The organism is Undibacterium sp. CY21W, assembly GCF_014284265.1.
Lineage (GTDB): Bacteria > Pseudomonadota > Gammaproteobacteria > Burkholderiales > Burkholderiaceae_D > Undibacterium > Undibacterium aquatile.
Genome location: NZ_JACOGE010000006.1, coordinates 167,030 through 193,267 on the forward strand (window position 1 = coordinate 167,030; position 26,238 = coordinate 193,267).

The window sequence follows — 26,238 nt, forward strand, 5'->3', positions numbered from 1 at the left end:
TTTATTTTCCAATAGTAACTGGTGGTGTGGTACACACTTCAGCATCCGACCCGCGTGCAGCCTGCTGATTCTGAGCGAGCATAGAAACAACTTTTTCGTTCGCTTTTGATACTGGCTTCACATTCACATCCATAGACATCAATTTATCCATGCAAATCTGATCAGCCCCTACACAGCGATTGAGAATGGCATGAAACAGATCGGCGTCGACGGAACCATAACGACGCACAGGATCTTTGATACTTGGTTTTTCAACCTCCAGATAAGCAGCACGATTCAGATTCAGTTTTTCAGCCTTAGTGGTCTGTACCCACTGATTGAAATTTTCCTGCGTCATCCCATGGAATTTGAAGCGCATGTCAGAAAAGCCTGCACCGCTATAGTTAGCAGAAAAGCCATCATATGTGCCTGCCTTGTTGATCACGGCATTCAATTGCGTTTCCATACCTGGCATCGCATAGATCTGACCAGCCAGCGCTGGAACATAAAATGAATTCATGACAGTGGATGCAGTGATTCTGAAATGAACCGGCACATCGACTGGCGCAATTAATTCATTCACCGTTGCCACACCTTGTTCTGGATAAATGAACAACCATTTCCAGTCCAGAGCAACGACTTCCACGACCAGCGGTTTGACGTTGGCAGAAAGCGGACGATTTTCATCTAATCGTGACAACTTTCGATATGGATCAAGAGTATGTGTAGAAATCCATGTCAACATTCCCAAAACGATGATAATTAACAAAGGGGCTCCCCAGATAATTAATTCGAGTTTGGTTGAATGATCCCACTCAGGATCGTACTTTGCACTGGTATTACTCTGTCTGTAGCGCCATGCAAAAAACAAGGTCAGGAAAATGACAGGAATAATGATGATTAACATCAGGAGAGTAGAAATGACAATCAGCTTGCTCTGCTGAGCGGCGATATCGCCTGAAGGATTTAACACAATAGTGTCACATCCAGCCAACAGTGCAACGCATAGGAGTATTAGTCCGCGCCGAGCTAGTAGGGAAATCATGCAGGAAAGTCCAAGGTAAAGGATAAATCGTGGTAATGTACACGGACTGACTAGCATTAGCGATTGGACGTTTTGTCCCACCCTGCCATAGCTATATCGGGCAGGGCTTCAGGCGTCCGTCGATAAAAACACTACTACGAGAGACGACTATGCCAAGTATCAGCCACAATGGTGAGCAACTCACCAATATTCCTGTACGTCCTGACCTCCTCCCAGCTCCCAGAAACAGTCACGCTGACCATACTTCGATTTCCCCCGGAGAAATCGCCATTGGCGTCGTCATCGGTCGGGCTTCTGAATATTTTGATTTTTTTGTCTACGCCATTGCATCAGTATTAGTGTTTCCTGCAGTTTTCTTTCCATTCGAACAAAGACTGGAAGCCACACTTTATTCATTTGTCATTTTTTCTTTTGCCTTCATCGCGAGGCCGATAGGCACAGTGGCGTTTATGGCGATTCAACGTCATCTGGGGCGGGAAGCAAAACTCACGATTGCTCTGGTCTTACTTGGCATATCTACTGCAGGCATCGCATTCCTGCCCACGTTTTCACATCTTGGCTACGCGTCGATCGTCATTCTTGCGTCGTTGCGTATCGGTCAGGGGCTGGCAATGGGCGGCTCGTGGGATGGATTACCATCTTTACTGGCACTGAATGCACCACAACATAAGCGTGGCTGGTATGCCATGCTGGGGCAGCTCGGCGCCCCGGTCGGCTTCATGATCGCCGGCAGTCTGTTTGCTTATTTACTCTCCAACCTGTCTCCAGAAGATTTTCTGGATTGGGGCTGGCGCTACCCGTTCTATGTTGCCTTCGCGATTAATGTTGTTGCCTTATTTGCCCGTCTGCGCCTGGTTTCTACCAATGAATATGCGCATCTGCTGGACGAACGCGAACTTGAACCGACTAAGATTGTTGAGATGAGCGGCTCTCAAGGACGAAATGTCTTGATCGGCGCATTGGCCGCGTTAGCCAGCTATGCCTTATTCCATCTGGTCACCGTATTTCCCTTGTCATGGCTGACGCTGTACTCCACACGCTCACTGACAGATGTACTTTATATACAAGTAACTGGCGCAGGATTAATGACCTTAGGTGTGATCGTGTCTGGTTTAATCGCTGATCGCTACGGTCGCCGCAATACACTGGGAACCTTCGCGCTGTTCATTGCAATTCTGAGTGTATTTGTACCAAGCCTGCTTGACGGCAGCGAGTCTGCCCAGAATACATTTATTCTAGTGGGGTTTGCCTTACTGGGTTTATCTTACGGCCAGGCGGCAGGGGCTGTGACTGCCAACTTTTCAGCGAAATACCGTTATACCGGTGCAGCCTTGACGTCCGATCTTTCATGGCTGGTCGGTGCCGGTTTCGCACCGCTGGTCGCACTAGGGCTGTCAGCCCACTTCGGCCTCGCCTATGTCAGTCTCTATCTACTCTCAGGCGCAGCTTGCTCAATCGCGGCATTGAGCCTGAACCGGGCGCTGGAAATCAAAGACTAGCTCTGCATCCAAGATAAAAATCTCTGCAACACGATAAGAAATCGCTTGCTGCAGAGATTTTTTACATTTGCCACCTATTTTTAACGCAAGTAGCCGCGCAGCCTAACTCCAGATAAATCAGACGTTGACGTCAATATTGCCAGCAGTCTGAAGATTCATAGATACATCCGCAGGATTTTCAACATTTTTTGCTTGTGCGTGTTTTTTATTTCCCGCAGCTTCACTTGCACCTTGCTGACTGGCATGCTGCTTTAAATCCATAGCCACAGGTGGAATTTCATTACCGAAAACAATTTCATCCGTTTCACCCTGATCATCGCCGGATCGCTGATGTTCAATTGCGTCACCCATCTTATACGCAGCGACGGCCGCCGAGATCGCGGGATTCACGCCACCGGGTAACGGTAATAATGTCGCGGCAACGCCACTTGCATTGTTTATTGCTTCTACCGTTACAGCCGTTGTGGCTGCTGTGGCCGTTGCAGTTCCGCTTAATCCTGTGGATGCGGCAAGTTCAGATGCTACCGCATTTGCATTATTGATCAGAGTATCTTCAACACTGACATTGTTCAGACCATAGGTCGAACCTGTCACATCAGACACTTTCACTGATACCGGATTAGCAATCGCCGCTTCGCTACTGGCAGCAGTATTGACAGCTCCCGCATTGATCCGATCTGAAACAGCATCGATAGCCGCTTGCGAGGAACTCACTGAGCTCAGTACATTATCAACTGACGCTGACGATAAAGAATTTGCTGTCACACCATAGCTGCCAATTTCTGCAATATCCGCCAACCCAGTCTGGATAAAATTGGTGTCGCTCACAAGCAAAGCCCCCAGAACCTCATCCGATAATAAAGTCTGCGCTTGCGCTGCCATCGTGGATGCATTATCAGAAGCAATCACTGAGTTCATCGCCAACGAATCAACAGCAGGATGATCAAGCGCAGCACTCGCCTGCGTAGCAGCAGCGCTGCTTGTAACATTAAATGCAGTCGTATTCAATGCAGAAGGCGGGATATTGACAGCCTCTGATGGTACAGACATATGCTGATCTGCCGTCTTGGCGTTCACTGTTTCCTGCACGAGCAAATGAGTAGAGGCGACGGGTTCCGCAACAGACGTGACCACACCAGCCGCCGTTGCCGCCACATTTGCAAACGAAGTGCTGCTGACGGAATTATCCACAACAGCGTTGCTGGTCTCTGCACTTGTCAGACTTTGGTTCTGCGCAATCAGCGTGGTTTCGATCTGTGCCAACGCCTGTAAAGCCTGGGTCAGTAAGGTCGCCGTGGCAAGCGGCGCACTGGCGTATGCCTTTTGCAAAACGACAGTATCCAGACTGAACTGAGTGTTATCTGCACTAAGGGATGTATCAAGCGTAATGCCTATCTTCGACAAGCTTTCCAGTAAATTGTTGCCACTATCAGCCAGCACGCCGCCCATTGCGTCCAGCAGACTGTTATCCAGAAAAGATGTCAGAGGATTCTGAATACTGTTGACGTTACCGCTTTGAAAGGTATTGAATGCCTTGACGAACATGTTCGCCAGAGATGCCGTTGTCGCAAAATTTGTTGCAGCATCACCAATTGGAGCAGCGCTGCCACTTGTCGCAATCGTTTTCATTTGCTGTCCAAGTAAAGCGATTGTCGTAGCCAATGTCTGACTCAGTGAAGAAACATCGACCACACTTGCCGTACCACTGACATTGCCTTCGACCGCCGTTGCGACCGGTACAGCACTGACTGCCGACAAGGCAGAAAGTCTGACGGGGGTTACAGCAGCAATTGCATCCGTTGAAATCACCATGATCAGTTCACTTTCCTGATAAATACCGACAACGGGTTCAGTGTAGGACGAATGAAAAATACCGTCAGTATTTTTACAAAAACAGATTGAACTTCTGACCCGATTTAAGGAAAAAGCCCACAGGTATATTTTATTGATCGTGCCACAAACCTACAACGCAGCCACGCGGACGCAACACCACAAAAACGACAATAGCAAGTAAGGAAAGCACTGCTGCAAGAATGAACACCATCTCTGGCGCGACAATCCATAAAGCACCGGCGACCAGTGAGGCCGGCAGATACAGCACGCCGGTGACGAAATTATACAAACCGACTGCTGTTGCCCTGCGCTCAGGCTCAAGGTCGGCGATGAAGGCCTTGCTCTGCGATTCGTCTATTGCATAAAAAAGGCCATAGATAGCAAATATCGCCACGACTTCCCATTGGCTGGCAGCGAAAATCAACCAGAAATTAATCAAGGCATAGACAGCGTAGCCAAGCACGATGATGCGCGCACGCCCTACCTTGTCGCCAAGCTTGCCAATCAGGGGTGCCGCGAATACGCAAGTCGCGTTGAATAAGGCATACAGCAAAACCGCATTGGTCACGCTGAAGCCTAGCAAATGCGCCTTCAACAATATAAAACCGAGACTGAAATACGCCAGTGAAAATACGCCTGCCGGAATCAGAAATCGCTTAAATTCCTGGCTTAGTTGTTGCCAGTTTTCCTGTAAATTTTCACGTTCATGCGCAACGCCCTTGTGCTCTGGAATACGGGTCAGCACCAGCACGCTGATCACCGCTGGTATAAATGCAAGCAGAAACAGCGTTGCGTATGTACTGCGAGACTCACCCAGCCACGAGAGTAAGCCGTAAGCAGCCAAAGGCCCCAGTACTGCACCCGCCTTATCCAGCGCCTTATGTACGCCAAACGCATAACCGCGAGACTCGCTGACTGCAATTGACGACAGCCAGGCATCTCTGGGCGGCCCGCGAAATCCCTTACCCAGGCGCTCAATCACACGAAAAATACTTAAACCCGCAACAGAGGTCGAGATCAGCAATATCAGTTTCGCGATGGTCGAAAAAGCATAGCCAGCGGTGGCAAACCACTTTCGCCTTCCGCTGCGATCCGATAACCAGCCCGCCAGATAATTCAGCGAGGACGCTGAGAAATCGGCCAAGCCCTCGATTAAACCCAGCAGGGCACTCGAAGCACCAGCCACGGTGGTGAAGAAAATCGCAAATACGGAAAAAATCATTTCCGAACTGAGGTCCGTAAGAAAACTCACTAAACCAAGCTTGAGTATATCGGGGTGAAGTCGCCGCTTTTTATTCACGTCTGGTTGAGTCATGAAAATTCATCTTCCGGTAAAAATTATCAGCAACATTTGAAATAAGCTTTTCGTCTAAAAAAATCGATAACACAAATTCTGTTCTCACGTGCAAAACAACTGGTGCAGACACCACAAAATCAGCAATAAAGCTGCTGCCTTTTGATGTAACACAAACCCCGATGGGCTTCCGCAACTTCTTGACAGCGGTCAAGGATTTCAGATGGGTGGTGGCGTAGCCTCTGATACAACAATTCAGCTCAGATTCTTCATCAGTATTCCTCACTTAATAAAAGGAAATAAAAATGAAATCATCCCGTCGCAACACCACGATACGGCCAGTTCTTGCGTTACTGGCGATCCTTCCATTGAGCATCTCCCTCGCATTCGCGCAAGATGATAAAACTCACAGTGCTGCAGAATTGAAATATCAGGCTGGCGGGTCACCTCTGGCAAGCGAGCCTATGCATCAGAATATCAACCCAAAAGCGCCGCCAATGACGAAAGCGGAGTTCGAATCGGGTAAGCAAATTTATTTCCAACGTTGTGCCGGTTGCCACGGTGTGCTGCGCAAGGGCGCGACGGGTAAAGCACTGACGCCGGATATTACTCTGGATAAAGGAACGGATTATCTGAAAGTCTTCATCAATTATGGCTCGCCAGCTGGGATGCCTAACTGGGGCACTTCCGGTGATCTGTCGGATAAAGAAGTCGATCTGATGGCACGCTATATTCAGCAGGAGCCACCGGTTCCTCCTGAGTTCAGTATAAAGGACATGGAGGCTACCTGGAAAGAAGTGATTCCTGTCGCCAAACGTCCGACGAAAAAAATGAACAACTACAATATCGCCAATATTTTCTCCACTACATTGCGCGATTCCGGTGAAGTAGCACTGATTGATGGCGACACAAAAAAAATCATTAATATCGTGAAGACTGGTTATGCCGTACACATCTCACGCACGTCTGCATCGGGTCGCTACCTGTTCGTAATCGGCCGTGACGCACGCATCAATCTGATCGACTTGTGGATGGAAAAACCAGATACCGTCGCTGAAATGAAGGTAGGTCTGGAAGCCCGCTCGGTGGAAACTTCCAAATTTAAAGGTTACGAAGACAAATACGCGATTGCTGGTGATTACTGGCCGCCTCAGTTCGTGATTATGGAAGGCGACACACTGAAACCGCTGAAAATTGTTTCTACCCGCGGCATGACGGTTGACAATGAGTACCATCCAGAACCTCGCGTTGCGTCGATTGTCGCTTCCCACTATCGTCCTGAATTCGTAGTCAGTGCAAAAGAAACCGGCAAAATCATGCTGGTGGACTACAAAGACATCAACAACCTGAAAACCACCACGCTGGACGCAGCCAAATTCCTGCATGACGGCGGACTGGATTCCACTGGTCGTTATTTCCTCGTGGCTGCCAACGCATCGAATAAGATTGCCGTGGTCGATACCAAAGAAGACAAAATGGCCGCGATCGTCAACGTTGGAAAAACACCGCATCCAGGTCGCGGCGCAAACTTCATACATCCTAAATTCGGCCCTGTATGGGCAACCAGCCATCTTGGTGATGAAACGATTTCCATGATCGGTACCGACCCTGTCAAACATAAAGCACAGGCATGGAAAGTGGTGGATAGCATCAAAGGTCAGGGCGGCGGTTCGCTGTTTATCAAAACCCATCCGAAATCCAGAAACCTGTGGGTAGACACACCATTGAACCCTGATACTAAATTAAGTCAGTCTATCGCCGTGTTTGATATTGATCACTTCGAAAAAGGCTATGTCACTTTACCGATCGCAGAATGGGCTGGTCTGGGTGAAGGCGCTAAACGTATCGTACAGCCTGAATATAACAAAGCTGGCGATGAAGTCTGGTTCTCTGTCTGGAGTGCAAAAGACAAAGAATCAGCAATCGTGGTCGTTGACGATAAAACACGTAAACTGAAAGCCGTGATTAAAGATCCGAAACTGATCACACCAACCGGTAAATTCAACATCAACAATACTCAGCACGACATTTATTAAGGAAAATAAGATGAAACATCAAGTCACCTTATCACTTCTCAGCGCACTGGGAATTGCTGCTCTCGCCTTCTCTGCGACCAGCTCTTACGCCGCCACCGGCGCTGAGCTTGCACAGAAAAATGGTTGCATGGCATGTCATGGTGTCGACAAGAAGATCCTCGGCCCGGCTTTTAAAGATATCGCGCAAAAGTACAAAGGAAATGCCGATGCCGTCGCCAGCTTGTCCAAGAAAATTAAAGACGGTGGCAGCGGTGTATGGGGAGCAATTCCGATGCCGCCGAACGGTCCTAAAGTCAACGATGCCGATATCAAAACCCTGGCTGAGTATGTGCTGAGCACACATTAAACGGGATGCTGTCAGCGCCAAAAAGCCGGTCTAAAACCGGCTTTTTATTTTTGAAAATAGTTTATTTTGTTTTCTTTCCCGGCACTGGCTTCATAAAATGGATTTTCCCTGTCGTCTCTCTTTTTGAAATCAGATCTTCCAGACTGACATCATCCAGCACCGCAAGATAAGCGCTGGTAGCGCGGTTCAATACACCCTTCAAATTACAACCCATCGCGTAGACACAGGTATTACTGGTACTGTCAAAACACTCCGCCATAAAAAAATCAGTTTCAGTCGCCCGCACGACCTCGCCGATATTGATCTCTGCCGGTTCCATATTCAGTTTCAGTCCGCCATTGCGCCCACGCACAGTTTCCACCATGTTGGACATCCCCAGCTGATGCACTACCTTCGTCAGATGATTTTTTGAAATCGAGTGCAATTCAGCGACCTCCTGAATCGTAACAAGCCGATCTCGGTGTATCGCCAGATAAATCAGGGTGCGTAAAGTGTAATCAGTGTAAGCAGTTAATCTCATGACTTATGTATTCCTGAAAATAGGTGTGAAGTTGTCACTGCATAGCAACTGACATCTTCCCTGCACAGTATATCCCCTTCGCCCCCAAAGCAGATTCAGAAACAGAAACAGAAACAGAAACAGATTCAGATCGCAGTTCAGGCACGGGGATAAAAATAAAAACACAAAACATACATTTAATTTGCATCTTATTATACATGCATATAGAATGCATCTTATTGAAGCGGTAAATCAGTTTTATTTTTCCCACTTCTTTAAGCAATGCACTCTTTTAACTCTACCAATAAGGAATCACGCCATGCACTCCACGCGTAAACTCTGGACCTGGCTAGCTGTGATCTGCGTCTTATCTTTTACCGTTCTCGGTTGGGTAGGTACAGAAATCTATCTCACAGCTCCACCTATCCCCAATCAGGTTGTCAGCACTCAAGGCAAGGTTTTATTTTCTGAAGGACAAGTCCAGCGAGGGCAGGAAGCATGGCTCGCCGCCGGTGGTCAGCAATTAGGCACAGTGTGGGGCCACGGCAGTTATGTCGCGCCAGACTGGTCAGCCGACTGGCTGCACCGCGAGTCTCTCGCCTTACTGGAAATCTGGGCACAGAAAGAAAACAAACTGTCCTTTGAACAGTTAAGCACACCGCGTCAGGGCGAACTTAAAGCTCGCCTGAAAGAGGAAATGCGCGGCAATACCTACGATCAGAAAAATGGTGTTATCACCTTGTCCCCTGAACGTGCAGCTGCAGTGCAACTGGTCACGCAACATTACGTCGCTTTGTTTGGTAACGATCCATCTCTGGAAAAACTGCGCGAACAGTATGCGATGAATAAAGGCTCACTGCCGGATCCTGCTGATTTACAAGCCTTGCCAGCGTTCTTTTTTTGGTCTTCATGGGCTGCAGCAGCAGATCGTCCTGGTGAAGAAGGTCTGAGCTACACCAGCAACTGGCCGCATGAACCACTGGTTGAAAATACACCGACTGCCGGTGCAGGTATCTGGTCTATTGCCAGCGTGATTCTGATGATCGCTGCGATTGCCGGAATGATTTTCTACCATTCTGCAAGTAAAGAAGAAAGTGATCCTGTTCCACCGAAAACAGATCCCTTATTCGACATGAAGCCAACACCTTCGATGCTGGCGACAAAAAAATACTTTTTTGTTGTCATTGGTCTGATTCTGGCGCAAGTAGGTATGGGTGTGATCACCGCTCACTACGCCGTTGAGGGACATAGCTTCTTTGGTTTCCCATTAGCTGAGATTCTGCCGTTCACGGTCAGTCGCACGATACATACGCAATTTGCGGTGTTGTGGATCGCCACTGCATGGCTGGCAACCGGTCTGTACATCGCCCCTGCAATCTCTGGCTATGAACCTAAATTCCAGAAACTCGGCGTGAATGTCCTGTTTTATGCATTGCTGTTCATTGTTGTCGGTTCGACCGCGATGGGATGGCTGGGCAGCCTGCAACATAAAGGCAATGAATTCGCATTCTGGATCGGTAATCAGGGTCTGGAATTCACCAGCATGGGACGCGTCTGGCAAATTCTGTTATTTATCGGCTTACTGTTCTGGGTGACTTTATTGGGTCGCGGATTATTGCCTGCACTCAAAAAACCATCTGAAAGCCGCGGTCTGATTGCCATGGTATTCCTGGCTGCGATGTGTATCGGCGGTTTCTACGCGACATCGCTGACCTGGGGTCCGCATACACATTACTCCATGATCGAATACTGGCGCTGGTGGTTGGTCCATTTGTGGGTAGAAGGCTTCTTTGAAGTGTTCGCAACAGCTGTCATCGCCCTGCTCTTCACTCGTCTGGGTCTGATCCATGCAGCGACAGCAAACAGCGCGATTATCCTCGAAACGATCGTCTTCCTGTTCGGCGGCATTCTGGGTACCTTGCATCATCTGTATTTCACTGGCACACCGACTTTTGTGATCGCCATCGGTGCCATGTTCTCAGCACTGGAAGTGGTTCCTCTGGCGATGATAGGCGTGGAAGCGTATCGCAATTATCAACGCTCGAAAGCAGCAGCTTGGGTGCAGTCTTACAAATGGTCCATCCTGTGCTTCATCGCTGTCGGTTTCTGGAATACTGTCGGTGCGGGTTTGTTAGGGTTCTCCATCAATACTCCGATTGCTCTGTATTACATGCAAGGTCTGAACATGACAGCTGCGCATGGACATGCTGCTTTGTTCGGTGTGTACGGCATGCTGGGTATAGGCTTGCTGCTGTTCTGCCTGCGTGGCTTGTCTTCACGCGCTGCATGGTCTGACAAATTGCTGCAAGCGATGTTCTGGATGCTCAATATCGGTCTCGCAATGATGGTGTTCATCTCATTGGTTCCTGCCGGTATTTATCAAGCAGTCGCCAGCATCACGAAAGGGATGTGGTTTGCCCGTTCACCTGAAGTCATACACTCGCACCTGATGGAAACACTGGTCTGGCTGCGCGTACCTGGCGACGTCGTGTTCGCGATCGGCACCGTCTGTCTGGCCTTGTTTGCCTTCCGTTTGCTGATAGCGAAAAAGACAGCGAACGTCAGCCTGAACAGCTCAATCCCTGCGAAAAAAACTAAACAAGCTTAATGACATCAGAGGCCGTCGAGAAATATTTTCTGACGGCCTCTGCTTCACTATTCAATAGCATCACTAGTATCAACATCATCTATTAAGGAGTTTTACAATGTCCCACGATTGCTCAATGCCTGTTATTGCCGAAGGTATTTACTCATTTGATGCGCGCGGCATTGCCAAGCGTTTTCGTCATGCAGCGATCTTCGGTGCGCTGTCTGCTTTAGAGCGTGGAGAAACCATGCGCTTCTGCAATGACCATAATCCCTTGCCTTTACTGTCGCAGATAGAGCATCATTTCGGCTCCAGCGTCAAAATCAGCTATGTTTCGCAGGAACCGGGCGCAATTGTGATTGATTTTCTTATCTGTGATTAAGGAATAAATAATGGACTACCTGACAGTCAAGCACATTCATATCACCTGTGCGACCCTGAGCGGTAGTCTGTTTTTTTTGCGCGGTATCTGGATGTGGCAGGACTCGGCCATGCTGCAAAAAAAATGGATCAGAATCGCCCCACATCTGATAGATACCTTACTGCTGGCGAGTGCACTGACGATGGTGTTCTGGAGCAGACAATATCCGTTCGTTGAAGCCTGGCTGACTGCCAAAGTTCTGGCACTGTTACTGTACATAGGCTTAGGAACCGTTGCACTGAAGCGCGGTAAAACAAAAACTGTCAGAATCCGTACCTGGATCGCCGCCTTAGCGGTATTCTCTTATATCGTTGCAGTCGCACTGACGAAACAAGCTTTGCCACACTGGTAATTGATCGCCGTGTGCGCATCCACCACTCAGTTTTTGGGAGACCGACAATGGCACAAAAACACTTATCCTCCGGTGACAGCATTAATATTCTGCCTGCCACTAACGCCGGTACCACAGGCACTGCAGGCAACATCCCTGCGCAAGCCTTATTTAAAGATGCGCAACTGGAAGTCATGCGCTTATATTTACCGGCCGCAAAACATATCGCCGCGCATCAGGTCGATGGTCCGATCACTATTTTTTGCATAGAAGGTCAGGTTGAAATACAGACCGACCATGCCAGCAAAATCTTACATACCGGCGACTTAATGTATCTGGCAGCATCCGCATCACATGCGTTGACAGCGATTGATGATTCCTCATTATTGGTCACTATCGCACTGCAAGGTTCAGCGCATCACGCGAACGCCTGACATAAGGGCAATCGCTGGAAGCAAGAAAAATGGAAATAAAAAAGCCCGGAATCATCCGGGCTTTTTTTGTCAGAAAAAATCAGATCAGCTTAGAATACGTCGCCGTCGTTACTTTCTTCAGATACTTATCGAACGTCATCGCCACCGCGCGGACAAACAAACGGCCTTTGGGTGTGACACGAAGCGCATCCGCATCGATCGTGATAAAGCCAACGTCCTCGTATTGACGTAATTGCGTAATCTCTTCAGCGAAGTAAGTCATGAAATCAATACCGTAAGCAGCGTTGATGTCTGCAACCGACAAAGGCATACTGCACATTAAAGTCATGATGACATCACGTCGCAATAAATCATCCTTATCTAAGGCGATTCCCTTCTCTACCGGCAATTTTCCTTCATCGAGCAACTGATAATACTCTTTGATCGTACGTACCGACTGACTGTACGAATCCCCGACTTTACCAATCGCAGAAACACCAAAGCCAATCAGATCGCATTCCGCACGGGTTGTGTAACCCTGAAAATTCCTGTGCAAAGACTGATCCTGACGCGCCTTATTCAATTCATCGTCAGGGCGGGAAAAGTGATCCAGACCGATGTAGATATAACCGGCATCCAGCAAGCGACGGGTGGACATCAGGAAAATTTGCAAGCGTTCTTCAGCCGATGGCAGATCTGCCTCGATAATCTGGCGCTGTGCTTTGAAACGGCTAGGTAAATGCGCATAGTTGTACAGCGCAATGCGGTCTGGTGCTAATGCGATCAGGCTATCGAGTGTGCGGCCAAAGCTTTCAATATTCTGTTTAGGTAAGCCATAAATCAGATCGGCATTCACCGACTGAAAATGCGCTTTACGGCTTTCCTTGACTGCGGCTTCGACCATACTGAACGGCTGTATCCGGTTCACTGCCTGTTGTACAGCCGGGTCAAAATCCTGCACACCAAAACTATTGCGGTTGAACCCCAGCTCCGCCAACACCGCCAGCGTTTCCGGTTTCACTGTGCGCGGGTCAATTTCCACGCCCAGTTCAGCGTCATCCGTAAAGGTGAAATGCTGACGTATCATCGCCATTAACTGACGCAGCTCATCCGAACTGAAAAACGTCGGTGTTCCGCCACCCAGATGCAGCTGCGCGGTCAGGCGATCAGGGCCGATCCGAGCTGCGACCATCGCCATTTCTTTTTCGAGATAACGTAAATATTCGGTGGTGCGACTGTGGTCTTTGGTAATGATCTTATTGCACGCACAGAAATAACACAGCGACTCACAAAACGGCAAATGCAGATACAAGGACAAAGGCGGATTATTCGTTCGTCCCGCTCTTTGTTCGAGATAAGTAATGTAACTTTGTTCGGTGAACCCGGTATTGAAGCGATCGGCCGTCGGATACGAGGTATAACGTGGCCCGGACTTGTCGAATTTCCGTATCAGCTCTTCAGACAGCTCAATATCGTCGATTGGTGTGGTCATTATGTTCTTTCGGTGCGTCTTGCATACAAGATCGCTATTGTATGCAAGCAAAGCCAGTCTATGTCGATTTACATCAATTTATTTAGCAGAATCTGCCGGGTTCAACAGTTAAAAATCGTAGGAAACAGACATATCATAATGGCGTCCCGGCTGGGTGTAGGCATCGATCACGGCTGAGTTTGCCGCAACACCCTGCACATCAGACCAATTCCAGTATTTCTTATTTGTCAGATTACGTACTGCCGCATTGAGCCGCAGATTTTTCTGCAAACGCCATTGTCCCGACAAATCTAAGGTCATTGCTGAAGGAATGGTCAGCTGCGCCACCCGTGGCGGAGTCGCTGGTTTGGGTAAATACGGACTATCCAGATCGGCCGCCATTTTTGCATCCTGATGCAAGGCTTGCAGCCGGACTTCCCAGGCGGGTTTGCTATAGCCGACGCCAATACTGATTTTCGCCGGATCGATCGCATTCAACGGTAAGCCGGTCGTATCATCGCTGCCATGCGTGATGCCATACGCAAATGGCATTGTCAGCTTACCACCGGCGATTTCACCCCAATGCACCTGTCCTTTAATTTCAAAACCGCTGATCGTCGCTTTATCGACATTGACTGTCTGGAAAATCGCCGGATCTCCGATCACACCTTTACCGCCCAGCGGTTTTTTATCGACGATGAGGTTATCGTATTTTCCTCTGAACACAGCGATATCAAGGCTCAGTCTGTCGAGCATTGCACGTAAGCCGATTTCGATGTTATGGCTTTTTTCCGGTTTCAGATCGGGATTCGACAATAACACTGCAGGGATTGTCGCACTATCGAACACGCCATTGATTTGTTGTGCATTCGGAGCACGGAAACCACTCGCATAGTTACCAAAGGCACTCCATTCCGGAGTCAAACGGTACAGAAAACCCAGCTTAGGCGAGACTGCTGAACCAGAAAGTGATTTAGCAGGCGTTTTCGCCGGTGGCGCAAAACCAGCCTGGCTGGTCACATCCAGATCAAAATGATCAAAGCGCACACCGGGCGTGATGATCCATTTGCCAGCAAATATTTCATCCTGCACAAAGACAGCGCGGCTGGAATCACGGGTATCAGGGAAATATTTGCGCGGTACAAAATCCGCATTTCCCGGATCAACGCCGTCAAACATGTTTTTGATATCGGCACGACTGTAGTCGAAACCGTAACTAAGGCGCTGCGACCAGCCCGCGGCCATTCTGAATAATTTATCGGCCTGAATATGGAATTGCGCGCTGCGCTCACTGTAGCTGACATCGCGCACGCGGTCGGCCAGCGTATTTCTGTGCGTGACACCGAATTCGCGGGAACTGGCATCCTGAAAACTGAAAGCCGTCTGCACATGATCGACATACGCGTTATTGAGCGTATACCGGCTTTGCAAGCTCAGACGGTCGCGTGTCATATTACTCGTGGCATTTTCACCAGCGACCGCAGAGGCTGTCGTCAACGGCAGCTTTGCACGGCTTGAGAGCAATTCGTAGTCAGCATCTTTATTCACATGCTCGGCGCTCACGGTGTGTTTCTGATCAGCCGTAGGCTGATACACTAGTTTCACCAATACCGACTGGCCTTCATTCTTTTGCGGATTCGGGGTAGTGCGATCCACATTGGCAACATCTTTGCTGCCCATATTTTGCATACCACCGGCATGATTCACCGCAGCACTCACTAACCACGTCAGCTCAGGGTTGATGCGCCCGGCCAGACTGGCTGACAGCGTCCGCGAATGATCGTCACCGTTATACGACAGCGATACTTTGCCGCCAACATCTTTCTGCTGATCGCCACGTCGCTGCAGGAAATCGGCTGGTTCCAGCGTAATGAAATTCACCAGTCCGGCAAGGCCATCAGAGCCATACAATACCGATGCCGGGCCGCGCACAATTTCCACCTGGCGGATCAGATCCAGCGATAAGGAATCCCTGCCAAATGCATTGCTGCCATTGATGTAGCTGCGTGGCAGACGCACGCCGTCCACCAGCATCAACACACGATTCCCGTCCTGCCCACGGATATTGAAACCGGCATTTGTATCACGCCCGGTTGCATTGCCGACACCAGTCACAGTAAATCTGGCGGGCGCACGTTTGACGGAAATATTGGGTAAATTTTTAACTAAATCATGAATATCGGCAACATGCCCGCTTTCCATTTCCTGCCAACCGATAATATCCATCGACAAGGGCAAATCTTCGACGAATTGCTCGTAACGGGCGCCACTGATGACAACGATCTGCACCGGCACCGTCGCATTCGCCAATAAAGTGGTGGGTGCCTGCGGCGCGGTCTGTGCCTGCACGTACGCTGTCAGACCCGTAGAAAAAAGACCGGCCAGCAGCAATCTGAGGGTGTGTTTTTTGATCCGGAAGCCATTTCCGGACAAGCGCGTTGCGTCTGATTTTTTCATGGTGAATACCAGCAAAGGAGAATAGCTAGCAGTCTAAACTTCCATCAACACGGGTCAATACGCATTCCGGTCAGGCGACTAGGTATTCCGAACTAGACCGCCGCGACATACTGCGACAGAACAAGGTCACGAAATAATCAACAACGAATCGTCAACGAATCACCAACAAATCATCACTGAATCATCACTGAATCATCACTGGCGAAACCAACGCCAGCCTCAATATGAGTATCAGCCCGGCTGTCCATCTGCGCGCGCTTTCAGATAGACCGGCAGCATCATGGCGATCCAGATCGTAATCAGTAACAACCAGACCGTGGCCGAGACAGTGAGCAAAGAAGGTATCACCAGCAAGCTGGCGACGATGCGCAGCATGGCAGCCAGATGCAGCCCGAGATACACCATCCACAAGCTGTTCGACACCTGCAATGGTCTGCCGCTATGTCCATAAGAAACACGGCTGACAAAAGCGACCAGCATGGTTCCCATGAACCCCAGCCCGAGTGCGTGTATGGATGCTGAACCAACTGCCACGCCGAGCGCGCCCGCCGCCTGCAATCCAAACACCACCGCAAGCCAGGCAAATGACAAATGCAGCATTGCCAGCATACGGTTTTGCAGGCTGCGGAAAATTCCCCAACGCCAGGACGTCACGACAAAACTCAGGCTAAGCGCGCTTGCGCTGAAGGCCTCCAGATAACGCCAGCCGGTAATCCCTGCCAGTACCAGCAACCAGCATCCGCCCAGCCAGACGCCCAGCAACCAGTATGGCCGCCATGCCACATAAGGCTTCAGCACATTGCTGCTGAAAAAGGGCAGCATCCTGTGACTCACCGTCAGAAAAACCGGCAGCAAAAAACCAAAAAAAGAAAATTCGCGGGCAACCTGCCACGCATCGGTGTCGCCTGCGCTCCAGAAGACAGCTGCCAGCAATGCCGACATGCCGCCCAGCATCGCGATCAGGATAGATACGGGATGCTTTTTATCCAGCGCCTTGCTGCGCCGGATCAAATCACCCCAGCGCCAGGTCACAGCCAGCCATGCCGCCAGCATCAGCACAAACCCCGCAGTACGTAAGGGATACCAGCCTAAGCCCGCCGCAACTAAAACGAGCAGCAAGCCGCAAAAATAGGTACCGCCGTGTAAAAGAAAATAATGATCCGCCGATTCAACCGACAACCAGCGCGGCCCGGCGGTAAAAGTGAAGCCAAGAATAAACAAGGGAAATATACCGAGCGGCATCACCAGTGCGTGCAAAGGAACCGCCATCGTCTGCGACACCACTTGCCGCCACCACCAGACAAACAGAATCAGCGCTGCCAGTGCGCCAAGGAAAAAATACAAACGGTGAGGAGCAATCGCAAGACGTTTCATGAGGGTTCACCATGAGTGAAAAAGACATCAACAATAATCACAGGCAAGTGGCGATCCTGCGGATGTAAAACGAAAAATCAGCAATGCAGCCAACACTGCAACAATAAACTGATCTGAGGCAAATAAGTGGGAAAATATACTCCCCCCAGTATGTTTTGAAGTCCTTATTTCATAAAGAGATTAAGGTGTTTTTCTCTAAAATGTGGGGGAGTATGCATATAAACCACTAACTAAACGACTTAATGAGCGACTTAATAAGCGACTTACCAGCCATTCATCAACGACGGTTAGCAAGAGGGCTGCGCTATCGCTGGTGTGAGCTGAGCTAATTCCTGTTCCACAATTTGCCACGCCAGCTGCGTTTCATCCTCTGAAGCATCCGCATGAAAACGCTTGCGTACGCCTTCCTGATTCAGGATCAGATGGCGGTCGGCGCACACACCTGCCTGCTGCAAACAGGCCTTCACGCACGCCAGCGCACAGCCATCCAACGCCAGCACCGGACGCCCCGATTGTGCGAGCCGCACCAACGAAGCGACACCGCCACCAACACCGGCGATGCACGACATCTGCGCCCGCCCTTCCCTGTCCAGCCGGACGGCACAGGTGTTTGCGAGCTGCGCCACGCTGGAACAGCCGGAACAGGCATAGACCAAAGGCAGTAGCACAGGCTCAGCAGACATCAGACGCTTTCAGGCTGTCGTAAAAATCGCTCCGCAAACCGGCTCAGCCACGCTGGGCGCTCGCTGGCATCAATCCAGTATTTCACTGCGACGCCTAATTCCGTATTGCCTTCGATGCGCAGGCGGCGGCGGAAAAACAGGGTGTCGGCATCTTCCATGCCGGACGCCATCTGAAAAAAATCTGCCGAGCTGGCCGACAGGCTGACATCCGCTTCGGTTTCTCTGGCGTTTTTATAGACCGGACGGAACTTCCCCTGATCACAGTAAAAACACAGCGACAAACCCAAGTCTTCAACATGAATCCGAAAGGTTTTGCCGTAAAGGGTATCGGGCGCCACCAGCAATTCCTTGCGGCGCGCAATTTCCAGCGCCAGCATCAGCGGTGCCGTTGCCAGCGGCGTCGGCACCCATCTACCTAATTGCTGAAACGGTGCGGGAAAACGAAATTGTGATAAGTCCATCATGCATACTTTCAGAAATAACGAAGCGCAACTTATTCCACCGTCAACCATTGCATACCTGGCTTTGCCTGCCAGTAGCCATTGCTGCGTTGGGCATGTGGCGGCAGATACTGACTGCCGACTTGTGCCGCACTGAGAGACTGGCGCGCGCGATCAAACGCCGCGACCACTTCCGCCATGCCTTGCGACTGCGGTTGCAAACGCAAAATATCGACCTGCATGGACGCTAATTCAGGTACCTGTGCGCCCAGATCAAGACAAGTCGAACTCTGCGTCTGAATACCGTTAATCGTCAGAAAATCCTTACCGTCCCGCGTCGCCAGCGGCAATCCGTCGGGATATTGTTCGCAACGGAATTCGCAACTGTCTTTACGTAAGCGATGATGACGGGCGGTGAAACAGCGCGATGAAAACGCCAGCGCCAACCGTCCCCAGACCTGCACTTCCGTTTCCATGCCAACCGGACGTTGCGCTTGTATCGCTGCCAGATCCTCGTGTCCCAGCTCTATCGGCGGCGTGAAGCGACGGGCACCGAGCCCGGCCAGCCAGCGCAGGGTATCAGCGTGATACACATTCAGATGCGGCCCGGCGACAAATGGCCTGCCCTGCATTGCACGCACGGCACTGAAATCATTCGCCTCAATCAGCAAGCCCTGCTCAGAAGCTTTATCCACCAGCCGGTGCATATTACGGCGATCCGCTTCGCTATCAATCAAGGTCAGACTGGAGAGCACAACTTCTTTGCCTGCGTTGCGTAATTCTGTAGCGACCGCCAGCCAATCATCGAACTTCATCAAATGCCGGCGTGAGCAAGTGACTTCGCCAAGATACACAATATCGACCGGCCATTGCATCGCATCGACATAAAAACGCAGGGTCTCTTCTTTTGACCAGTAATAGGCAAGCGGAGCGAGTGAGATTTTTAATGCTGTCATGGTATGTTTTGCCTTATTTCCAGGGACGCTCAAACGCACCTTGCGTCACCTGTGCGCCTTCGGCGTGACGCGCCAGCATCGCCTGCCATTCAGGCCGGGCGGAATAACGTCCAGGATCGCGTTGCGCCGCATCGAGTGCTGCGCGCAAAGTGCCGACCACTTGCGTCACATAGCTGGGGCTGCGCTGGCGGCCTTCAATCTTGATCGCTGCCACGCCCATATTGATCAGTTGCGGTAACAGACCGATGGCATTCAGACTGGTCGGTTCTTCCAGCGCATAATCAATTTCACCTTCGACTTCGAACCTGCCCTTGCATAAAGTCGGATAACCAGCCGCTTCATCCGGCGCATAGCGATCAATCAGCGTGCCGCTCAGGCGAGCGTACATCGTGCGGTCTTTCTCTTCCCAGCTGACCGCATGGGCAGGCGAACATACACCTTTATTATTCGGTGAGTCGCCAGTCACATAACTGGACAAGAGGCAACGTCCTTCGGCCATGACACACAGGCTACCAAAACCAAAGACTTCAATTTCCACCGTGGTCTGACGAATGATTTTCTCAATCTCGGTCAGCGTCAGCACACGCGGCAACACCGCACGCTTGATCGCAAATTGTTCGCGCATGAGTTCAATCGCATCAAGCGTTGTCGCCGAGCCTTGCACCGACAAATGCAATCGCAGATCGGGGTGACGATCGCGCGCATACGCCATCAGACCGGGATCAGCCAGGATGACTGCATCAGCCCCCATCTGCACCGCCGTATCAATCGCGGCGCGCCATTCAGCAACCGCGCGCGCCTGCGGATACGTATTGATGGCAAACAGAATTTGTCGTCCGCGGCTATGCGCGTAAGCAACACCCTGTCGGATATCGCTATCGCCGAAATTGAGTCCGCCGAAATTGCGGGCGTTCGTGGCATTGCGTAAGCCGAGATAAACTGCATTTGCCCCTTTGTCTATCGCTGCTTTCAAAGCAACCAGACTACCGGCAGGAGCCACCAGATCGATAGGATTCATGACCCAAGATGGTAATGAAAATTATTTCCAAGGTCATTGTCCTGGGTCAATAAAATTTCAATAGACATCCATCGACGTCAAACCCACGCCGCCAATCACCTTACAGCCTGACGTTCAATGCAGGGTAACAACGCTGTGCTGATAGGTTTTCAGTGCGTCTGGCGAACCGATATGGATGGTCGAGCCGCACACGCGTATCAATTGTTCGTCCATTAGCTGATGCAATACCCGCGATAAAGTTTCCGGCGACAGGTTCAGCAATGACGCCAGCAAATGCTTCTTTAATTCCAGCCGGACTTCGTTGGTACTTTGCATCGCAGACGTTTGCAACAGATAGTCAATCACACGTTGAGTCGCATTTTGCAATGAGTAGCGCTCAACATTGCGGATAAAACCAAGCAGACGGTAAGACAGGCCTGCCATCATCTGACGTGAAATCAGGGGGGAGCGATCTAACAGACGCATCAATGCCTGTCGTGGGATTTTCAGCAGCAAGGTATTTTCCAGTGCTTCCGCATAAAACGGATACGGCTCATCCAGAAACATCATCGCCTCCCCCAGGCTCTGACCGGGGCGAATTAATTCCAACACTTTGTCGTTGCCTTGCGAAGATGGGATACTGAGCTTCACCAGCCCGTACACGACGATGAAACAAGCATCCGCCTGATCCCCCTTGCGGAACAGCATCGTGTTTTTTTCTAATTCAGTCTTCACCACTTCTCTTTGCAATGTATGCAAATCCACTGCGGAAATATTCCGAAACAGGGCATGATTTTCCAGCAAACCAAGCAAATTAATTTTCGTCATGTTATCTCTCATGTTATTTCTCCAGCTTCTTTGACAGAAATCAAGTGTAGAAGCAGAGAAAAATACTGACTATCCGCCGAGAGAACTAGAGACGAAAAGCAAATGGAGAGAGCACATGGACGAATGACGGAGAAACGCCGTCGGGGCTACCGAATCCGGCAATGCCGTTGATGAAACATAGAGGGAGAGTGACAGGAAATTCAGGTGGCAATAGTCGTCGTTATTGCCACCAGGAACACGACCAAAGACTGAATAATAATGTGGCAGTGCAACAACGCCGGGGATTTTCAGGCGGCATTACGACTTATCCAGACCGTGCTCAACCGCATACACGGCAATTTGCACACGGCTGCTGAGGCTGAGTTTTTTCAGAATATTCTGCACATGGATTTTGACGGTGCTTTCCGCCACGTTCAGGTTACGGGCGATTTCTTTGTTACTCTCGCCACGTGCGAGGCAGATCATGGTTTCACGTTCGCGCGGCGTGAGCTTCTCGCGTTCCGGTGTCGTGCTGAGATTATTTCCGGTGCGGAATTGCATCACCAGTTTAGCCGTCATGGATTCGGCGATCACCGGTTCACCAGCGGCTGCACGCCGGATTGCCTGCATCAGGTAATCTGCTTCAATATTTTTCAGCAGATAGCCACGCGCGCCATTTTTCAACGCTTTCGTCAGATCTTCCGCTTCCTCAGATACAGTCAGCATCAGCACAGCAGTATCGGGCAAATCTTCAACGATCAATTGCATCGCTTCCAGCCCGGAAAGACCGGCCATATTCAGATCCATCAACACCACGTCTGGCCGCAACTGCTTTGCGCGCTTTACCCCTTCCAGACCATCTGATGCTTCGCCGACGATCTCAAACTCAGGATTGCGCTGCAACAGCAAACGAATGCCACTGCGAAAAAGAGTGTGATCATCCACCAGCAAAATCTTAATAGGCATATTTTTCAGACTTTCATTTAAAGTGATCAATGCAGGGCTCAGGCAACGAGCCGTTCCTGACGCGGTAATTGTAAGGTAATCGTCGTTCCTGCACCGGGCTGGCTATGAATACCGAAGCTGGCAGATAAGCGTTCCGCACGTTCCTGCATGATACGCAAGCCGACATGGGCATCGCCTTTTTCATGTACGCGATCGAGATTAAACCCGGCGCCATCATCGGTGACCGTCAGGGAAAAGTCGCGCTCATTCGCCACCACCACTTTCACGTTGCTGGCGTGCGCATGCTTACGCACGTTCGACAGTGCCTCCTGCAAGATAAACAATACCTGCAATTGCTGCTCGGGTGCCAGCGGTGCCCCGCTACCAGCTAATTGTATCTCGCCGTGTACGCCAGTCTGGCGCTGAAATTTATTGACGACATTGCGCATTTCCGACTCAAGATTACTGTCTTGCAAGCGAGTACGGAAATTCAGCAACAACTCACGCACATCTTCGTAACTTTCCTCAACACCGGCGCGTAACAGCGGCGCAATATCTTTGATTTCTTCCACGTCATTGCGTCGCAACGAGTCTTCCAGCATCTGCACCTGCAGATTTAAAAAGTTCAGCCCTTGCGCAATACTGTCATGCAAACCTTGCGCCAGCAGATTACGTTCCTGCGATACTGCAAATTCTTTTTCTTTGGCAATCAGGCGCTGGTTTTCTATCGCTGATCCCAAATTTTTACCTAATGTTTCCAGCAGGCGACGCTCTTCACCTGAAATGACGCGTTCGTTCGCAAAGTGTAAAGAGAAACTACCGATCACTTGTTCCCGCGCCAGAATCTGAAAGACCGCCAGGGAGAAAAAGCCTTCTTCCTGGCAACGATAACGACGCTGCTGATTCAGCTGACGGAAATCCCTGACCAGCACAATGCCGCTGTGAGTAGCCGCACCACATAAACAATCATTGGTTTTGATGCAGTGTTCTTCTTCTATCATCTGTTCCGAAATACCTTCGTGCACAGTGATATGCAAATGATCGCTCTTATTGTCAAGGATACGCACGGTACCGCCATCGGCGTGAATTCTTTGCATGATCCTTTGCAGGAATCCGCGACACAATTCTTCTATGGCATTTGGTCGCGCCAGAAATCCGGCTGTTTCGTACAGCGTGCTGATCTCGTGATTTTGCGCCTGCAATTTCGCCGTCTTTTCAGAAACTCTGTCTTCCAGCGTGCGATGCACTGTTTGCACGCGATCAGCCATCTGGTTAAACGCCTGCGCCAGTACGCCAAATTCATCTTCAGTTTCTATCGGCAGGCGCACACTCAGATCATCTTTGGACATACGCGCGATACCCGCCTGCATGCGGGTCACAGGCCCGACTATCCACAGATATAAGAGATAAAGCAAGGCAACGCTGGCCGCCAGCGACATGAAAATCAGGGCGGTCTGACATAAGCGTAACCAGGTTGTTTTTTCTGCCAGCTCAACTTCTACCAGCGACACCAACTGGTTAATGCTTTCCACAAAATCCGGCAGTTTCTGTACATACTCTGCCAGCACAGCCTGTTGTCGTACTGGATCTGTTTCCTGCATGACGTTCTGTGCGCCGACACGGATATGCTGCTGCCAATCTTTCTGCACCTCCCGCATCTGCTTACGGATACTGGCCGTGACTGGCAGGAATAAGGGACGTTTTGCGTCGCCCGCCTGCAAATCAGCAAGCGTACGGTCATATTCGGCCAGCGACTGCGCGACTCTACTTACAGCTTGTGGCTTCCCTATGCTCTGCTCCAGCTCGATCGCCAGACGGTAAGAACGCATACGCAGGCTGCCAGCCTCATTAATTGCGGCTCCACCGCCTTCCAGCTGCCAGGACAACAGCAAGGTATAAGCAATCGCGGCCAGCGTCAGCGCCAGCCCGATCAGTGTCGTCAGTAATATCCGGAATGTCAGGCGTTTGCCTATCGGCAGACTTTGCGATGCATTCATCATTGGTACCTGTGGGTAGAAATATCGTACAAAGCAAGGCCTTTCACACAAAACAAGCCGGTATTATCCGCTGATATTCTGCTGTGTGTCGGGATGAGGGATACCCAACGGGCACACCATAGGTAAAAAAGTATCAGAGCGTGGCGAATAGGCGAGCAAAGCACCATTACTCATATCGAAATACCAGCCATGCAAAGCAATTTCACCACTCGCTTCCCGCTCGGATATCCACGGAAAACTACGTAAATTATTCAACGACATGATAATCGCACCTAATTCACAAGCACGGTTTTGTTCAGACTCGGACGACAAATTTAATTGTTGCAACACCTGTTGTTTCACTGGTTCAACAATTCTCATCCACTGCCCGATGAAATCAATTTTACGGCTAGGTTGATAGCCCTGCATCAGCGCACGGATACCGCCACATTTTTCATGCCCCATAACGATGATACGTTTGACATTCAGTGATTCGACCGCAAATTGTATGGCGGCACTGACGCCATGCTGATGCTCGGATTCGTTGCAAGGCGGCACCAGATTCGCCACATTTCTCACGACAAAAATATCACCGGGATCACAATCCAGCAATAGAGCGGGATCAACTCTGGAATCACAGCAACCAATCAGTAATGTTGTCGGATTCTGACCATGATTCAGTTTTGCATATAAAGGATCGTCGCCGTTAAAGTATTTACTTTGGAATCGCTGAAAGCCTTCAATGAACTGGTGAATATTACGTACTTCCATTCCTTACTCCATCTATCTTAGCCGCCGGTTTGCGACATGAAACGAATGATTTTATGCGGTTGCTCGATAAATTCATGTCGTTCAGGCTTCAATTCTATCGCAGTACGGATCGCCGCATCCAGGTCGCTGTCGCTGATCCCTGCGCGCAGCAAGGGGCGCAGCTCAAATCGCTCTTCCTGTCCAAGGCACATATAAAGCGTGCCATCAACAGATAAACGCACCCGGTTGCACGTAGCGCAAAAATGCTGGCTGATAGGAGAAATGAAGCCGATGGTTCCCTTGCTATCGGCACTGCTCCAGTAACGTGCAGGGCCACCACCCAGCTCGGTTGCCGCCGGCAATAAATTAAAGTGCTGAACCAACTGATCCCGTATCGGGCCAATGTCGAGATACTGACTATTGCGCCCGGTCGCGCCCATGGGCATTGCTTCTATCAGCCGAAGAATAAAACCTTCGTCAAAGCAAAACTGTGCCATTCGCAATATTTCATGGTCATTCACCCCCTGCATGACGACCATATTGAGTTTAATCGGATCAAATCCCGCCTGTTTTCCGGCCTGCAAACCCGCCATGATGCTGGCAAAGCTGTCACGACCGGTAATTTTTTCCATACAGGCTTTGTCGAGACTATCCAGACTGACATTAATACGATGCACACCGGCTTCACGCAACGTCTGCGCATGTTTATGCAGCTGTGTCGCATTCGTAGAAAGAGAAATATCGTCAAGACCGGGAATTTCGGATAATTGCGACACCAGTCGCGGCAATCCACGGCGTAACAAAGGTTCGCCGCCAGTCAGCCTGACCCGGCCAACACCCATACGGGCAAAGGCCGCAACTACACGACTTATTTCATCAAAACGCAGCCAGTTTTCCGGCTCTTCAAATCCGGAAAAGCCTTTGGGCATGCAATAGCTGCAGCGTAAATCGCAACGATCAGTGACCGACAGGCGCAAATAATTGACTTGGCGTCCGAAACGATCGGTCAGCGTATTGGCGGCATTAGCAGGAGTGGCGGGGGCAGGAGTTTCCATGTCTGCATTGTGGATGCAGGCGCCCGCAGGCACAATTCGCCGCC

23 protein-coding genes are annotated in these 26,238 nt (G+C 50.2%); 7 read left to right on the forward strand and 16 right to left on the reverse strand.

Going from position 1 to position 26,238, the window contains the following annotated elements; translation table 11 throughout:
- Position 1: 1 nt before the first annotated feature.
- Positions 2-1,024 carry a ubiquinol oxidase subunit II gene (cyoA, locus tag H8K29_RS14715; RefSeq protein ID WP_186898190.1) on the reverse strand — a complete coding sequence of 341 codons (1,023 nt, stop codon included), beginning with the start codon at positions 1,022-1,024 and terminating at the stop codon, positions 2-4.
- A gap of 149 nt (positions 1,025-1,173) precedes the next feature.
- On the opposite strand from cyoA, the gene H8K29_RS14720 reads away from it, so the two are divergent.
- Entirely contained in the window at positions 1,174-2,523 is a 1,350-nt protein-coding gene (locus H8K29_RS14720) for an MFS transporter (protein WP_186898191.1), read from the forward strand.
- Positions 2,524-2,640: 117 nt separating this feature from the next.
- Here H8K29_RS14720 and H8K29_RS14725 read toward each other — a convergent pair whose 3' ends face one another.
- Positions 2,641-4,335, reverse strand: coding sequence for a hypothetical protein (locus tag H8K29_RS14725; protein WP_186898192.1), 1,695 nt, complete (start codon positions 4,333-4,335; stop codon positions 2,641-2,643).
- A 130-nt stretch (positions 4,336-4,465) separates the two neighbouring features.
- The gene (locus tag H8K29_RS14730) at positions 4,466-5,671 is read right to left on the reverse strand and encodes an MFS transporter (RefSeq protein WP_186898193.1); all 1,206 of its coding nucleotides are present in this window, start codon (positions 5,669-5,671) and stop codon (positions 4,466-4,468) included.
- A 443-nt stretch (positions 5,672-6,114) separates the two neighbouring features.
- Here H8K29_RS14730 and H8K29_RS14735 point away from each other — a divergent pair, with 443 nt between their 5' ends.
- Positions 6,115-7,686, forward strand: a complete 1,572-nt coding sequence (locus tag H8K29_RS14735; protein WP_370527205.1) for a cytochrome D1 domain-containing protein — start codon at positions 6,115-6,117, stop codon at positions 7,684-7,686.
- 10 nt (positions 7,687-7,696) lie between these two features.
- The gene (locus tag H8K29_RS14740) at positions 7,697-8,032 is read left to right on the forward strand and encodes a c-type cytochrome (protein WP_186885741.1); all 336 of its coding nucleotides are present in this window, start codon (positions 7,697-7,699) and stop codon (positions 8,030-8,032) included.
- A gap of 61 nt (positions 8,033-8,093) precedes the next feature.
- On the opposite strand, the gene H8K29_RS14745 is transcribed toward H8K29_RS14740, so the two are convergent.
- Positions 8,094-8,552 (reverse strand): Rrf2 family transcriptional regulator, encoded by a 459-nt coding sequence (locus H8K29_RS14745; protein ID WP_186898194.1) that lies wholly within the window; start codon positions 8,550-8,552, stop codon positions 8,094-8,096.
- Positions 8,553-8,850: 298 nt separating this feature from the next.
- On the opposite strand from H8K29_RS14745, the gene H8K29_RS14750 reads away from it, so the two are divergent.
- From H8K29_RS14750 to H8K29_RS14765, 4 genes are all read left to right on the forward strand, one after another.
- Positions 8,851-11,139 (forward strand): nitric-oxide reductase large subunit, encoded by a 2,289-nt coding sequence (locus H8K29_RS14750; RefSeq protein WP_186898195.1) that lies wholly within the window; start codon positions 8,851-8,853, stop codon positions 11,137-11,139.
- A gap of 97 nt (positions 11,140-11,236) precedes the next feature.
- Complete coding sequence (locus H8K29_RS14755) at positions 11,237-11,500, forward strand: DUF2249 domain-containing protein (RefSeq protein ID WP_186885738.1); 264 nt, start codon at positions 11,237-11,239, stop codon at positions 11,498-11,500.
- Between the two features lie 10 nt (positions 11,501-11,510).
- Complete coding sequence (locus H8K29_RS14760) at positions 11,511-11,891, forward strand: SirB2 family protein (protein ID WP_186898196.1); 381 nt, start codon at positions 11,511-11,513, stop codon at positions 11,889-11,891.
- 47 nt (positions 11,892-11,938) lie between these two features.
- Positions 11,939-12,304: a hypothetical protein gene (locus tag H8K29_RS14765; protein WP_186898197.1), complete on the forward strand. Its 366-nt coding sequence runs from the start codon at positions 11,939-11,941 to the stop codon at positions 12,302-12,304.
- Positions 12,305-12,383: 79 nt separating this feature from the next.
- On the opposite strand, the gene hemN is transcribed toward H8K29_RS14765, so the two are convergent.
- The 12 genes from hemN to moaA form a co-directional block, all read right to left on the reverse strand.
- A complete protein-coding gene (gene hemN, locus H8K29_RS14770; RefSeq protein ID WP_186885735.1) occupies positions 12,384-13,775 on the reverse strand; it encodes an oxygen-independent coproporphyrinogen III oxidase in 1,392 nt (463 codons plus the stop codon).
- A gap of 108 nt (positions 13,776-13,883) precedes the next feature.
- On the reverse strand, positions 13,884-16,211 hold the full coding sequence (locus H8K29_RS14775; RefSeq protein ID WP_186898198.1) for a TonB-dependent hemoglobin/transferrin/lactoferrin family receptor: 2,328 nt from the start codon (positions 16,209-16,211) through the stop codon (positions 13,884-13,886).
- Positions 16,212-16,442: 231 nt separating this feature from the next.
- Positions 16,443-17,585: an NnrS family protein gene (locus H8K29_RS14780; RefSeq protein ID WP_186898199.1), complete on the reverse strand. Its 1,143-nt coding sequence runs from the start codon at positions 17,583-17,585 to the stop codon at positions 16,443-16,445.
- Between the two features lie 287 nt (positions 17,586-17,872).
- On the reverse strand, positions 17,873-18,268 hold the full coding sequence (locus tag H8K29_RS14785) for a putative zinc-binding protein (protein WP_186898200.1): 396 nt from the start codon (positions 18,266-18,268) through the stop codon (positions 17,873-17,875).
- The gene (locus H8K29_RS14790) at positions 18,268-18,732 is read right to left on the reverse strand and encodes an SCP2 domain-containing protein (RefSeq protein WP_255423395.1); all 465 of its coding nucleotides are present in this window, start codon (positions 18,730-18,732) and stop codon (positions 18,268-18,270) included. Before H8K29_RS14790 ends, H8K29_RS14785 begins: the two co-directional genes overlap by 1 nt.
- A gap of 29 nt (positions 18,733-18,761) precedes the next feature.
- The gene (locus H8K29_RS14795) at positions 18,762-19,664 is read right to left on the reverse strand and encodes a U32 family peptidase (RefSeq protein ID WP_186898201.1); all 903 of its coding nucleotides are present in this window, start codon (positions 19,662-19,664) and stop codon (positions 18,762-18,764) included.
- A 13-nt stretch (positions 19,665-19,677) separates the two neighbouring features.
- Complete coding sequence (locus tag H8K29_RS14800; RefSeq protein WP_186898202.1) at positions 19,678-20,682, reverse strand: peptidase U32 family protein; 1,005 nt, start codon at positions 20,680-20,682, stop codon at positions 19,678-19,680.
- A gap of 114 nt (positions 20,683-20,796) precedes the next feature.
- Positions 20,797-21,489 carry a Crp/Fnr family transcriptional regulator gene (locus H8K29_RS14805; RefSeq protein WP_186885729.1) on the reverse strand — a complete coding sequence of 231 codons (693 nt, stop codon included), beginning with the start codon at positions 21,487-21,489 and terminating at the stop codon, positions 20,797-20,799.
- A gap of 297 nt (positions 21,490-21,786) precedes the next feature.
- The gene (locus H8K29_RS14810; RefSeq protein ID WP_186898203.1) at positions 21,787-22,434 is read right to left on the reverse strand and encodes a response regulator transcription factor; all 648 of its coding nucleotides are present in this window, start codon (positions 22,432-22,434) and stop codon (positions 21,787-21,789) included.
- Between the two features lie 38 nt (positions 22,435-22,472).
- Complete coding sequence (locus H8K29_RS14815; RefSeq protein ID WP_255423013.1) at positions 22,473-24,410, reverse strand: type IV pili methyl-accepting chemotaxis transducer N-terminal domain-containing protein; 1,938 nt, start codon at positions 24,408-24,410, stop codon at positions 22,473-22,475.
- Between the two features lie 63 nt (positions 24,411-24,473).
- Positions 24,474-25,160 carry a carbonic anhydrase gene (locus tag H8K29_RS14820; protein WP_186885726.1) on the reverse strand — a complete coding sequence of 229 codons (687 nt, stop codon included), beginning with the start codon at positions 25,158-25,160 and terminating at the stop codon, positions 24,474-24,476.
- Between the two features lie 17 nt (positions 25,161-25,177).
- On the reverse strand, positions 25,178-26,194 hold the full coding sequence (gene moaA / locus H8K29_RS14825) for a GTP 3',8-cyclase MoaA (protein WP_186885725.1): 1,017 nt from the start codon (positions 26,192-26,194) through the stop codon (positions 25,178-25,180).
- Positions 26,195-26,238: the final 44 nt, after the last annotated feature.

Coding starts and splice junctions, on each gene's coding strand:
- H8K29_RS14740 (WP_186885741.1), top strand. CDS start 7,697: ATGAAACATCAAGTCACCTTATCACTTCTCAGCGCACTGGGAATTGCT.
- H8K29_RS14760 (WP_186898196.1), top strand. CDS start 11,511: ATGGACTACCTGACAGTCAAGCACATTCATATCACCTGTGCGACCCTG.
- H8K29_RS14815 (WP_255423013.1), bottom strand. CDS start 24,410: ATGAATGCATCGCAAAGTCTGCCGATAGGCAAACGCCTGACATTCCGG.
- H8K29_RS14765 (WP_186898197.1), top strand. CDS start 11,939: ATGGCACAAAAACACTTATCCTCCGGTGACAGCATTAATATTCTGCCT.
- H8K29_RS14745 (WP_186898194.1), bottom strand. CDS start 8,552: ATGAGATTAACTGCTTACACTGATTACACTTTACGCACCCTGATTTAT.
- H8K29_RS14750 (WP_186898195.1), top strand. CDS start 8,851: ATGCACTCCACGCGTAAACTCTGGACCTGGCTAGCTGTGATCTGCGTC.
- cyoA (WP_186898190.1), bottom strand. CDS start 1,024: ATGATTTCCCTACTAGCTCGGCGCGGACTAATACTCCTATGCGTTGCA.
- H8K29_RS14795 (WP_186898201.1), bottom strand. CDS start 19,664: ATGACAGCATTAAAAATCTCACTCGCTCCGCTTGCCTATTACTGGTCA.
- H8K29_RS14800 (WP_186898202.1), bottom strand. CDS start 20,682: ATGAATCCTATCGATCTGGTGGCTCCTGCCGGTAGTCTGGTTGCTTTG.
- H8K29_RS14725 (WP_186898192.1), bottom strand. CDS start 4,335: ATGGTGATTTCAACGGATGCAATTGCTGCTGTAACCCCCGTCAGACTT.
- H8K29_RS14790 (WP_255423395.1), bottom strand. CDS start 18,732: ATGATGGACTTATCACAATTTCGTTTTCCCGCACCGTTTCAGCAATTA.
- H8K29_RS14720 (WP_186898191.1), top strand. CDS start 1,174: ATGCCAAGTATCAGCCACAATGGTGAGCAACTCACCAATATTCCTGTA.
- H8K29_RS14810 (WP_186898203.1), bottom strand. CDS start 22,434: ATGCCTATTAAGATTTTGCTGGTGGATGATCACACTCTTTTTCGCAGT.
- H8K29_RS14735 (WP_370527205.1), top strand. CDS start 6,115: ATGCATCAGAATATCAACCCAAAAGCGCCGCCAATGACGAAAGCGGAG.
- H8K29_RS14755 (WP_186885738.1), top strand. CDS start 11,237: ATGTCCCACGATTGCTCAATGCCTGTTATTGCCGAAGGTATTTACTCA.
- H8K29_RS14820 (WP_186885726.1), bottom strand. CDS start 25,160: ATGGAAGTACGTAATATTCACCAGTTCATTGAAGGCTTTCAGCGATTC.
- H8K29_RS14730 (WP_186898193.1), bottom strand. CDS start 5,671: ATGACTCAACCAGACGTGAATAAAAAGCGGCGACTTCACCCCGATATA.
- H8K29_RS14775 (WP_186898198.1), bottom strand. CDS start 16,211: ATGAAAAAATCAGACGCAACGCGCTTGTCCGGAAATGGCTTCCGGATC.
- moaA (WP_186885725.1), bottom strand. CDS start 26,194: ATGGAAACTCCTGCCCCCGCCACTCCTGCTAATGCCGCCAATACGCTG.
- hemN (WP_186885735.1), bottom strand. CDS start 13,775: ATGACCACACCAATCGACGATATTGAGCTGTCTGAAGAGCTGATACGG.
- H8K29_RS14785 (WP_186898200.1), bottom strand. CDS start 18,268: ATGTCTGCTGAGCCTGTGCTACTGCCTTTGGTCTATGCCTGTTCCGGC.
- H8K29_RS14780 (WP_186898199.1), bottom strand. CDS start 17,585: ATGAAACGTCTTGCGATTGCTCCTCACCGTTTGTATTTTTTCCTTGGC.
- H8K29_RS14805 (WP_186885729.1), bottom strand. CDS start 21,489: ATGACGAAAATTAATTTGCTTGGTTTGCTGGAAAATCATGCCCTGTTT.